Below are 12,100 nucleotides of genomic sequence, written 5' to 3'. Positions count from 1 at the left end.
ACAATAAAGAAACAGCTTGCTGTAAGCAAACTGTTTCTAATTAATTAACTGGTATTAGAATTGTTCTACAAGCTGTGCAATTGTAGTGTAACCAGTTTCAGGCTTGTTATTTAATACAGCCTCTGCGGCAACTAATTGCTGAGCAGCAGTTAATGCTTCATATTCAGGAATATCAAGTGCTTCTAGAGCTGTATCTGTTGCAGAAATAGTTGTTGCATCATTTACTGCAATAATTTCTGTATTGTATTCATCCGCTACTAAATCAAGTGAAGTTGCAATTTCCCCAGTTGTAGCATAATCGTTATTTGCCAATACATCTAGGAACTGATTTGCTACTTCAACTCTTTGTGCTAGTGTTAGGTTACTGTAAGTTGTTGTATTTAGTAAGTTTACTAGTAATGGTTGTAACTCAGTAGCTGTAGTAGCAGCATAGATATTTTGTACTGCTAATAAGTCTTGAATTTCATCAAGTTGAGCTTGAAGTGTGGTATCAGCTACTCCATCACCATCTGTATCAACATCAATTGGTTGTTCAGCCGCTACTAATACATCAATAAGTTCTTGGGTTGCTTCTAGATCTGCTTGAGTTGCAACTACATTACCGTCTGCATCAACAAATCCTTCAATATCTGCAGTTACTTGTGCTTCTATTTGAGCATAAAGTGAAGCTTGAGCTGCATCTATTTGAGCTTGAAGTGTAGTATCAGCTACTCCATCGCCATTTGTATCAACCTCAATAGATTCGCCAGCAGCTACTAATGCATCTACTAATTCTTGGGCTTCATCAATTTCTGTTTGATCTGCAACCAAGTTACCTTCTGCATCTACTAATGCAGCTACAGTTTCAGTCACTTCAGTTACTAACAAAGCCTGAGCTTCATTGATTAGCTCTTGAACATCAATAGTACCGTCATTATCAGCATCAGGTAAAGTTACACCTTGAGCTACTAATGCATCTACTAATTCTTGGGCTTCATTGATTTCTGCTTGATCTGCAGCCAAGTTACCATTAGCATCTACTAATGCAGCTACAGCTGCTTGAGCTTCTTCAATTGCTACCTGGATATCAAGTAAGTCTTGAGCATTATCAATTGTTACTTGAAGATCATTACTAGCTGGTAGAACCCCGGCATCTACTAATGCAGTTACAAGATCTTGAGCTGCATCAATTTCTGCTTGGTCTGCCGCTAGGCTTCCATCAACAGCTAATAAAGCATCAACAGTTGCTTCAGCGTTAACCAAATCGATATCTGTTTGAATTTCAGCAATAGTAGTTTCATCACCCGTTATTACTGCAGCATATTCAGCGATTAAATCCGGGTTAACAGATTCAAAGCCGTTATTGTTTAAAGCTTCCAAAAGCTCGATTTGATTAGTTGCCGCTGCAACTGCTGAAACTACGTTAACATTATTGATGTCTGCTTGAATTTCTTCAACAGAAACTTCTGTACCATCAAGAACGTTATCATACTGTGTAATTAGATTAGAATTAACATTGTTGAAGAATGCTTGTAGAGCGTTATTAAGCTGAACTTGAGTCGTTGCGTTATTTACACTTGCAACTACATCTGCAAGTGTAGCTTCATTTGCTTCTACTACTGCATCAATACGAGCTTGAAGTGCAGCTTGTACATCAGCATCTTCTACTAATGCAACAGCTTCTTCTGCAGCTGCTACAGCGTCTGCAACCACTTCTAAGTCAGAAATTGTTTCAATAGTAATTCCTTCTAATTCTGCTATTTCAGCTTCTGCAAGTGCAGCATAATCTGGAACATATGTTACAAGCTCAGTGTATTCTACACCGTCAATTGTAAACGTTACTTCTGTTTCAACGTTAACTTCTAGAACAACGTCAGTAAGGTCAACTGTTACAACTTCACCATTAGAAAGTGTAACTTCAAGAGTATCAGCGTCAATCGCACTTACACTAGCAACTTCTGGAACAAGATCTGAAGCTTCGCTTGCACGTTTAACCATTACAGCAAATTCTGCGCGAGTAATTTCATCTGTAGGTGCAAACAAGTTATCTGGTTTACCAGTAATAACCCCATTTTCTAAAGCAATTTCAGCAGCTTCTTTTGCCCATGAAGCGATATTATCACTATCAGCAAATGTTAATTCTGCTTCACCTGTCATTCCATATGCGTCTACAATTGCGACTGCAGCTTCCTGACGAGTTAAGACCTTTTCAGGCATAAAGTTTCCGTATCCATCACCTTGGAAAATCTCTGGAGATACAGCTACTACCGACTCATAGAACCAGTCATCAGTAGTAACATCAGAGAAGTCTTCTGTACCTTCTGTTGAAAGGTCTAGTGCTTTACGTAATACTTCGGCAGCAGAATGACGCTTAATGAAATCTTTAGGGTTAAAATTGCCATTTTGATCCCCTTGGATATAACCTTGACTTGCTAGATAATCAACGGAATCTTTATACCAGTTATTATTATTATCGTTTTCAACGTCAGGGAAACTAACGTCTGCAGCCAATGTTGCTGTTGGTATTACCGCTGTTGCTGCCATTGCTGCAGCTGCTGTTGTAGAAAATACTTTACGACCTGTTTTTTGTTTTGCCATTTAATATTTCCTCCCTATAAGTATATAATTTATCACTCTCGGAAACTATAATTAGAAAAATACAATAAATCTTTATATAGTTTCCTCAAGTAAAAATTAAGCAAAAACCAGATGATTACTATTAGATTCTACTGGTTTTTACTTCCTACTAAGTAATGTAACACCTGAAATGGTAAATTACAACAATCTTGCTATTTCCACCTAATTGCCTAAAATTCCAGTTTTATAGTGTTATAAGATACTTATCCGCTAGTATTATCGGGAGTTATAGGGCCTTGTTTTAATTTTATTTTACAATCTTACCTTATTGCAGACTAGCGTTGGATTTATGCAAAAGATAGTAACAGTTTTATACTTATCTATCTATAAAGAAAAAAAACGGGCAAATGAATGCCCGCTTATTTTCCCTTCCACTTATAATAATCTAATATCCCTAAAGAAATTGCTTTAGCTGATGCCTGTTTATGTGTCTTTAAAATTTCGGCATCCGATTCATTCGTAAGAAAACCAAGTTCAAGTAATGCTGATGGCAGTGGATTCTCGGCTATCACGTGGAAGTTAGCTGTTTTAACACCCCGGTCTTTTGTTCCCAATGCCGCTAGAAGTCTTTCTTGAATGAATCTAGCTAATGCTTTACTGTCAAGGGCTCTCTGGTCTAATGCTGCGGTTGAATAAAATGTCTCTGTTCCGCTAGCGCTTGGAGTAGCTGCATTCCCGTGAATACTAACAAAGGAATCGGCACCTTTAGCTACAGCAATATCTACTCTGCCCGATAATGAAATATAAGTGTCCGTTGACCTTGTCATTATTACTTTGACATTTTCATTTTCCAGATACTGCTGAACTCTTTTTGCAACATCTAAATTTAGTTCTTTTTCAATTATTCCATTGGCAATTGCACCAGGATCGCTTCCTCCGTGACCAGCATCAATTGCAATTACTCTTGTACTTGGAGGATTATCCGTTAACCACGTCTGACTTACATAACCTGAGAGGTTACCTGATTTGATGTACACCCAATTGCCTATTTGATTATGGGTAGTAACTTTATCATTCATATATAACAAACCGATAGAGTTATAATTAGTTCCTGGTCCTTGTCTCACATTTAGGGCAGTGGCTGTCACATATTTGGTCTCTGATTTGAATTCTGATGCTTCCACCGTGAAATCTGGGTTTAAAGCACGGGAAAGCATTAATGAAAACTCCACTCTTGTGATTGAATTATTTGGTTTAAACAATTGATCCCCAGTGCCGTTTGCAATTCCCGCGGCGGTAACTTTCCTAATTACCTCTGTATGGTTTTTATCCTTTGGCATATCTTTATAGTAGACATCAACTACTTCGATATAATTAAACGCCTTCGTAACAAGATAGGCCATTTCCAACCTGGTAATTTTATTTAGCGGACGAAATGTGCCATCTCCATACCCATCGATGATATCCGCTTCGTATCCTTTTTGAATATAGCCTGACGCAAAGGAATCAGAATCCACATCCGTAAACACTGTATCTCTCGGCTCTTTTCCGTCTAATCTCTTAGCTCTACCTATCATCGTTGCTGCTTCTTCCCTTGTCAGGCTTTTTTCTGGCATAAACTCTCCATGCTCATTTCCAACAACAATCCCTTTATCAATCAAATAATTGACCTCAGCAGCATACTGTTCCGGAATGCCTTTCAAGTTACCTTTTGCTGATGCTTCTTCTGAAATTATATATAAACTCGCCAAAAGCATAATCAATAATGCTGAAACCCACTTTTTCCTCATTTTACTCCCCTTTTTTTATTATATATTATAGTCTATATATCGACATAATCACTGCAAGATTTAAGCTGCGTAAATTATTTTTATAATAAAATTCATAATTAAAATATACCATAACTACCAATTATTTCAATAGTTCTTCAGGTACAAACAAGTTTGGTAGTTAACTTTTTTCAAGAAAATTCTATGCTTTCCCCCAAAAATTTGGTAGATTAATAGTGTAGTTTAAATTATTAGGAGGGATAGTTAAATAATGAAACGTATACTTATGTTTCTTACCATAATTTGTCTGTCTTTGTCATTTATCAGTCCAAACATATCTCACGCAGCCAGTGATATAGATGGACACTGGGCTGAAAAAGAAATGAGGGCTATCATTGATGAGGGCATTATGAAAGGTTACCAAGGAAATTATCGGCCGGGCGATACGGTAACACGTGCAGAATTTGCTGCATTTCTTGTCAGATCATTAAATATACCAATAGATTCATCCCAAACAACACCTTATACAGATGTCATTCCCGGTGAATGGTATTATTCAGAAGTTATTACAGCTAGTAATAACAACTTGATTCAAGGAAATGATAAAGGTTTATTCGAACCAGAAAGAGAAATTACTCGCCAAGAAATGGCGGTAATGATCGTTAATGCACTGGATTTTATGGAAGTTGATTCTATAAAATCACCTTTAAACTTTGAAGATCATACTAAGATTGATAGTTGGGCTTATTCAGCAGTACAGAAATTAGTATCCCACAAGATTATAGAAGGGAAACCAATTAATGGAAAACTGTATTTTGCTCCAAACGACGATTCTACCCGTGCTGAAGCTGCTACTTTAATTTATAAAATGTTAAATATACTCTTCCCTAATAGTAAAAATATCGTTACCGCCTCTGTTGGCAGAGATTTTTCGGAAGTTGTAAATTTACAGTCTAACGTAAGTCCAAAGGTAGATGGAGCAGGCATCTTCACTGCTAGCAAAAAGCTTGTTGCCTATTATTTGAATCCAAACAATTTCAGTGTCAGTTCACCAGAGTTTTTCCAGTATTTAGACCTGTCGAAAAGCCTCGGTGCTATTGACGTGAACGAAGTAAATAACAAAATCCTTTCTAATAAAGGAATTCTTACAAATACTGGTCAAGCTTTTATCAATGCCAGTCTTAATTATGGTATTAACGAATTCTACTTAATATCTCATGCTTTGCATGAAACAGGTAATGGAAGTTCTGCACTTGCCAAGGGTATTGAAGTAGGATTGGATAAGAACGGAAATCCAGTGAGAGTCACATCTGAGAATAGGAGTACACTTACGGATATAAAAAAGACCTATAATATGTATGGTATTGGTGCTATCGACAAGGACCCTAACAAATATGGTGCTGAACGGGCCTATCGAGAAGGATGGTTCACCGTAGAAAAGGCTATTATTGGCGGAGCCAAATTTGTTAAGGAAAGATATATCGGTGCTGGACAAAATACATTGTACAAAATGCGTTGGAATCCAGATGCTCCTGCGACACATCAGTATGCTACACATGTCATGTGGTCAGTTATTCAAGCCAAAAATATCAAATTTATGATGGAGAAAACCAATTCACTAGATAATACTGCTTTAACTTTTGAAATTCCTGTATATAATAACCAACCAGATTACTCTCCATTACCTACAGGAGAGGCAATGTACGCAATTGATACAAAGCTTGCCGGAGAAAAAGGCCGAACTACACCAGATAGCCTAAACTTAAGGTCGTATCCTTCAACCGCAACTAAAGAAAATATTATAACCGCTCTACCGAAGGGAACACCGTTTACAGTGGTAGGTGAAAATGGTGGCTGGTACAAAATCAAACAACAAAATGGCGTCGAAGGATGGGTAGCAGGCTGGTACATTCAATTGGATAAAGATATGAAAATAAGTTCTGCATCCCTAGCAGAAGACAGTGCAGAAGAATATGAAGAGTATACAGGTGTTTACGGCAAGACAACTGTTAAAAACATCAAACTAAAGACTGAACCTTCATCTTCAGGTACTCTAATTAAGAATATCGAATTGCCAATTGGAACAGAGGTGGAAATATTAGAAGCCTTTGAAGGTTGGTATAAGATAAGAACATCAAATGATATAGGATGGGTTTCCAATAATACGATCCATTTAAATAATCTGTCACAAAATTAATGAAGTGGTCTACTAAGGAAGGAAACATCTATTTGTTTCCTTCCTTTTATGTTATATTATTAGAGATATTTATGTGAAAAATAAAGGAGTCAATTTTTATATGAGATACGTAACAATTATGGATATTCCATTTTTGCATACCAATCAAGATGCTTTTGTCTCCCTGCTGGATGAACGTATTGAACAGGAGGAGAAGACCTTTGTCATTACCGCAAATCCGGAAATTGTAATGAAAGCAAATGAAAATCAAACATTTATGAACTATATTGAACAGGCAACGTATGTCGTTGCTGATGGGATTGGTGTGGTTAAGGCAGCACAGCTTCTGAATGATCCACTACCCGGACGTGTTACAGGTTATGATACGATGATGGCTCTCTTAGCGATCGCAAATCAAAAGCATTATAAAATTTTCCTGCTTGGAGCAAAACAGGAGACATTGCAGAAAACCATCTCCAATATTTCCGCCCAGTACCCGAATGTTGAAATTGTCGGTTCCCATGACGGTTATTTTAACTGGGAAGACAATGATATCGCTGATTCAATTGCCGCGCACCAACCGGATATCACGTTTGTAGCCCTTGGTGTCCCAAGACAGGAAAAGTGGATTGCGGAGAATTTTGAAAGATTTGATAAAGGAGTTTTCATCGGTATCGGCGGTTCCTTTGATGTTATTGCAGGAACCGTAAGGCGTGCACCGGAATTCTGGCAGAAGCTGAATCTCGAATGGCTGTACCGCTTGTTGAAACAGCCAAGCCGCTGGAAACGAATGTTAGCACTTCCCCATTTTGCACTAAAAATTTTAAAACAGAAATTAAAAGGAAAACCTACACAATGAGCCAGTCAACATTTGTCAAAAGCACCATGATTCTCACAATTGCAACCCTTTTATCTAAAGTATTGGGAAGTATTTTCCGTATTCCCTTACAGAATATTGCAGGAGATGAAGTACTCGGTATTTTCAGTTTAGTGTATCCCGTCTATATGGTTGCATTAATTCTCTCTGTTGCCGGGCTTCCTCTTGCCATCTCTAAACTGATTGCAGAGGCAAGGACAAAGGGAAATTCCTCTTCTATCCGTGAAATTTATATTACCGCAAGTATTCTTGCTGTGCTATTCGGTTTAACAAGTTTCCTTTTCATTTTCAGTTTTTCTTCAGAAATTGCAAATATGTTAGGTGGTCCATCTACTCGACTAGCTTTAGTTGTTGTAGCGGGAACATTACTCGTTGCGCCATATATGGCTGTCTATAGAGGTTTTTTCCAAGGATATGAGGATATGCGCCCTACTGCCATTTCGCAGGTGGTCGAGCAATTGATCCGTGTCGGTTTAATTCTCCTTATCGCTTATTATCTCGTTAGTAATGGTTATTCTGATGAAATCGTAGCTGGTGGAGTCATGATTGGATCTGTTGTTGGTGCACTTGCATCACTTCTCTATCTGAGAGTAAAATATAACCGTTCATCATTAAGGCTTAATTCCAAGGAAAAATATTCTTTCAAGCTATTCAACAAATGGAGTAAAACCATTTTAAAGGTTTCCATTCCAATCGCGATTGGATCCATTACAATGGCATTATTTAATTTTGTCGATTCTTTCACGGTTTCTTATGGACTAAAGGCTGCAGGAGTTGCCTTAGGAGATGTCAATTATTTATATGGAATATATGGACGAGGACTCTCATTGGTGCAAATAGCAACTGTTTTTGCTACCTCTATTGTGCTTCCCCTTGTTCCCTTGATTACAACTAAATTAGCCAGCAAGGATACTGCTGGTACACGTGCCATTATTGAGAAAACACATCGGATGACACATTTGATTTCCTGGCCTGCAGCATTTGGACTGCTTGCCTTAACACTGCCTTTAAACTTGGCATTGTTTACAGATCTGGAAGGCAGCTCCATGCTTGCTATTATTAATTTCAGTTCTGTCTTTACCTCGCTTGCCTTACTTGGAACAGGAATTTTGCAGGGAATGAATTTAGCGAGGACAGGTGCATTTATTATTGTCGGCAGTGTTATATTGAAAACTTTTTCCAACATATACTTTATCCAGTTGTTTGGACTGGATGGTGCCGCACTGTCCACACTGTTTGTCTATATCATACTCGTTATTGTAAACACAATCGTGATTGCAAAACATATAACATTTACAATTGCAAACACAGCTACGTTTAAGATGATTTTCTCATCCCTCATAATGGGGCTCGTTATCGGCATACCAAGCCTTTTGCTGGATGTCAGCAGCTGGTCGAGGCTACAGGCCATCGGTTATCTAATAATCGCCATCGCAGCAGGAGCAGCCATTTACTTTATCCTTCTGTTAACGCTGAAGGTACTCACGAAAAATGACTTGAAAAATCTTCCTGTAGTAGGGAAATTTTTAAATAAAAAGCAGTAGATAAAACTTGGCAAATGCCTTAATTGTACTTATGCAAGCAATCGAGAAAGTCTTTGTACTTTCTTGCTTGCCAAGAAAGGAAGATGAATGATGAAGAAATGGATCTGGGGAGTTCTCCTGCTGTTGCTGGTTCTCTCCGCACCGGGAATTATCGAAAGATGGAACATAGAGGAAAAAAATGTTACATATGAATTAATTGTCCCCTTCGAACAGATATATACGATGACGGACGAGGAGGATATGACACTCGATAAGGCACTTTCCGCTTTAAAAGAAGCTGGAATGACTTCGGTCAGCCTGGAGCCGACCTCACTGAATGATATGGAGAAACAAGGGATTGTCTCCATTTTTAGTGATAGTCAATTGGAAGACACCTTACTGTTCAGTGAGTTTTTGGATGATTTCAATCCGGAACTGAGTGGACATTATGTTACCGAGCCTGAGAATCCTTATTACCAAGAGATGATTAAGGAATTCTTTAACCCTGCCGAGATAATGATTGGGGATATTCCGTTTTATTTTATCGAGGAAAATGATGAGTTCAACCATTATACGGACTTTGCTTACGATGAGCTGGCAATTGAAAAAATAAATGAACATGGTCTTGCCCACCTCATGCGGGTGGAGAACGATGAAAGTGATTTGGTTGATCAGAGAATCACGGATCAACTGATTGATCTAAAGGATGAAAATACAGCGGTACTACTCTCTTCAGGAACAGAAATCATCGGTTTTGATGAAGAGACACCGAATAACCAGTCACCATCCATGCTAAGCGAGGCTGGGTACAGATTTTATTCCATCGAGTTTAATCCGATTAAAGGTCTTGCCAGGGTGGCCCAAAATACTGATTATAATCTCATCCGGCTGCATAGCATTGATATCACGAGGGAGAACCTCGAATTGGATGAGAGTATTGCCCGGACCATCCGCGCTGTCAAAGAACGAAATATCCGGTCTGTCTTCTTTCACATGCCTGAGGTAGGTGAATCTGCAGAGGAAAATTTAGAAGCTGCCACAAGCTACCTTGCCGGGGTTCAGGAGCAAATGCCCGATCATTTTAAAGCAGGGATTCCAGACCCTTTTGATCAGATTTCTATTCCCGTATGGGTGACAGCAGTTGTTCTTCTGGCGGCAATCATCTTCACCTATTTGGCTGCTAGTGTCACCAGGAACCCGAAACTCCAGCTGGCTGCTGCTTTATTCATGGTCTTGCTTGCTGGTGCGTATGTCCTTTTAGACAGAATTGTTTTACTACAGGCGTTCGCATTGATTATTGCCGTCATCACACCAATCTATGCCGTTCTTTCGTCTGCTTCCGGATCAACGAAGCTCGGCGAAATAACACTTAGCTACCTGAAGGCGGTCGGCATCAGCATTATCGGTATTATCATTGTCATCGGACTGTTAAATGGCAATGGCTTCATTACCGGTGTCCAAGGATTCAGAGGCGTGATCATGGTCTATATTGTCCCTATCGTTTTTGTCTCCCTTGTGGTGCTTTGGACAATCAGCAAGAACTTATTGCAATCGGCCCAAATGAAAAATGCCTTGGCACAAACGGTCAAATTACTGCAGTTTGAAGTCAGGTACTGGCACTTGCTTGTATTTGCAGCAATTGCCGGAATCGGAATGTTCTATATCGGCCGTACAGGCAACTTTGGCATGGCGTTTGATCTGGAGTTAATTTTCAGGCAATGGCTCGAGGAAACGTTATATGTAAGACCGAGAACGAAGGAATTTCTAATCGGTTTCCCATTCTTTATTTTGGCGCTTTATGTCATGGGAATAGACAAAAAATGGGGAAGCATCCTCCTCATTCCGGGAGTCATCGGCTTCCTGTCCATTATGAACACATTTACACATTTCCATATCCCATTATCGATTTCACTGCTTCGGACCATATATAGTGTCATTCTAGGTTACTTGATTGGCCTTCTGTTTATTTTTATTGTTAAAAAGGGCTACCAGTTTATTTCTAAACGAATTTCGAGGTGGACGTAATGCATATTGTACTATCTGGTTATTATGGGTTTGATAATGTCGGGGATGAAGCAATCCTGTTTTCCATTATTCAAGCAATCCGCAATACCCGTGAAGATGTCAAAATCACCGTACTTTCCAATAATCCAGAAGCAACAAGGCAGACATATGGCGTGGAAGCTGTTAACCGGTGGAAACTGAAGGAAATCAGCGATGTTTTGAAGTTTTCCGATGGGTTGATCAGTGGCGGCGGCAGTCTTCTGCAGGATGAAACAGGCTGGAAATCCATTCCCTACTATACCGGCGTAATGCAGATTGCCAAGCGGCATAACACGCCTGTATTCATCTATGCACAAGGGATGGGGCCGATCAATAAATGGTTCAGCAAATGGCTCGTGAAGCTGACATTGAATAAAGCAGCAGACATTACCGTCAGGGATACAGATTCTCAGGAATTGCTGCAGAAAATCGGTGTTCGCAAAACCATTTCGATTGTTCCCGATCCGGTCATGGCGCTGGATGGAACGTCCTTCACCAGTAACTGGCTGGAGGAACAAGCATTAGGTGACTTTGTTGCTGTCAGTGTACGCGACTGGCCAACCGAACAGCCATATAAACAACGCATCGCCGAATGCCTGGACAAAGTCGTACGGGCAGGTAATAAGGTTGTCTTTGTGCCGATGCACGGGGAGCATGACGCAGCCACTTCCCGAGAGGTTGCCGGGATGATGATGGAAAATAGCACCGTTTCCCCCGCCGATGCATCCATAGAGGAAAAGATTGCTATTATTGGCGAATCGCGTTTGCTGCTTGGCATGCGTCTGCATTCGCTGATATTCTCAGCTGTAACACACACACCATTTGTCGCTCTTTCTTACGACCCTAAAATTGATTCCTTTGCTGCGATCTGTGAGCAGCCTGTTTCCGGACACGTGGAAAACGATAACTGGGATGGCCTGAAGCTGTATGAGCAGGTGAGTGATTCATTAGCGAATGAAATTATACAGCAGGAGATGCTGCAGAAAAAAGCGGAGGAATACAGAAAGCAAGCACTGGAAACAGCCGTGATGGCTTTTGAGGCTTTTAAATAAGTGAATTATAGTGCGGCTGTCGGGGCGAGGTTCGGCAGTTTGTGTACGGCCAGGATGAAGATTCCTGGCTGTTTTTTTGTGCCTTTTTAGAGATGCGATGGGTG

The 12,100-nt window shown here is 39.7% G+C and carries 7 protein-coding genes; 5 read left to right on the top strand and 2 right to left on the bottom strand.

The window, feature by feature from the left end; translation table 11 throughout:
• Positions 1–54 precede the first annotated feature (54 nt).
• Together A4245_RS13155 and A4245_RS13150 are read right to left on the bottom strand one after the other, a co-directional pair.
• On the bottom strand, positions 55–2,577 hold the full coding sequence (locus A4245_RS13155) for an S-layer homology domain-containing protein (protein WP_067728657.1): 2,523 nt from the start codon (positions 2,575–2,577) through the stop codon (positions 55–57).
• Positions 2,578–2,975: 398 nt separating this feature from the next.
• Positions 2,976–4,346, bottom strand: a complete 1,371-nt coding sequence (locus A4245_RS13150) for an N-acetylmuramoyl-L-alanine amidase (protein WP_084268793.1) — start codon at positions 4,344–4,346, stop codon at positions 2,976–2,978.
• 250 nt (positions 4,347–4,596) lie between these two features.
• Between A4245_RS13150 and A4245_RS20855 the strand changes: the two genes are divergently transcribed.
• The 5 genes from A4245_RS20855 to csaB all read left to right on the top strand — a co-directional run bounded on the left by A4245_RS20855 (position 4,597) and on the right by csaB (position 11,996).
• Positions 4,597–6,522, top strand: a complete 1,926-nt coding sequence (locus A4245_RS20855; RefSeq protein WP_067728652.1) for an S-layer homology domain-containing protein — start codon at positions 4,597–4,599, stop codon at positions 6,520–6,522.
• A gap of 100 nt (positions 6,523–6,622) precedes the next feature.
• Positions 6,623–7,360, top strand: a complete 738-nt coding sequence (locus tag A4245_RS13140) for a WecB/TagA/CpsF family glycosyltransferase (protein WP_067728650.1) — start codon at positions 6,623–6,625, stop codon at positions 7,358–7,360.
• Positions 7,357–8,922, top strand: a complete 1,566-nt coding sequence (locus tag A4245_RS13135) for a putative polysaccharide biosynthesis protein (protein ID WP_067728648.1) — start codon at positions 7,357–7,359, stop codon at positions 8,920–8,922. The genes A4245_RS13140 and A4245_RS13135 overlap by 4 nt, the downstream gene beginning before the upstream one ends.
• 90 nt (positions 8,923–9,012) lie before the next feature.
• Complete coding sequence (locus A4245_RS13130; RefSeq protein ID WP_234402415.1) at positions 9,013–10,926, top strand: DUF5693 family protein; 1,914 nt, start codon at positions 9,013–9,015, stop codon at positions 10,924–10,926.
• On the top strand, positions 10,926–11,996 hold the full coding sequence (gene csaB, locus A4245_RS13125) for a polysaccharide pyruvyl transferase CsaB (protein ID WP_067728643.1): 1,071 nt from the start codon (positions 10,926–10,928) through the stop codon (positions 11,994–11,996). Before A4245_RS13130 ends, csaB begins: the two co-directional genes overlap by 1 nt.
• Positions 11,997–12,100 lie beyond the last annotated feature (104 nt).

Source organism: Oceanobacillus damuensis, from assembly GCF_001618145.1.
Classification (GTDB): domain Bacteria; phylum Bacillota; class Bacilli; order Bacillales; family Amphibacillaceae; genus Oceanobacillus; species Oceanobacillus damuensis.
Note: the sequence above shows the minus strand (reverse complement) of the source record. Positions and strands in the feature narration are given on the sequence as shown.

What these genes read in the sequence shown, in the direction of transcription:
- A4245_RS13155 (WP_067728657.1), bottom strand. Translation starts at nt 2,577, where the DNA reads ATGGCAAAACAAAAAACAGGTCGTAAAGTATTTTCTACAACAGCAGCT.
- A4245_RS13150 (WP_084268793.1), bottom strand. Translation starts at nt 4,346, where the DNA reads ATGAGGAAAAAGTGGGTTTCAGCATTATTGATTATGCTTTTGGCGAGT.
- A4245_RS20855 (WP_067728652.1), top strand. Translation starts at nt 4,597, where the DNA reads ATGAAACGTATACTTATGTTTCTTACCATAATTTGTCTGTCTTTGTCA.
- A4245_RS13140 (WP_067728650.1), top strand. Translation starts at nt 6,623, where the DNA reads ATGAGATACGTAACAATTATGGATATTCCATTTTTGCATACCAATCAA.
- A4245_RS13135 (WP_067728648.1), top strand. Translation starts at nt 7,357, where the DNA reads ATGAGCCAGTCAACATTTGTCAAAAGCACCATGATTCTCACAATTGCA.
- A4245_RS13130 (WP_234402415.1), top strand. Translation starts at nt 9,013, where the DNA reads ATGAAGAAATGGATCTGGGGAGTTCTCCTGCTGTTGCTGGTTCTCTCC.
- csaB (WP_067728643.1), top strand. Translation starts at nt 10,926, where the DNA reads ATGCATATTGTACTATCTGGTTATTATGGGTTTGATAATGTCGGGGAT.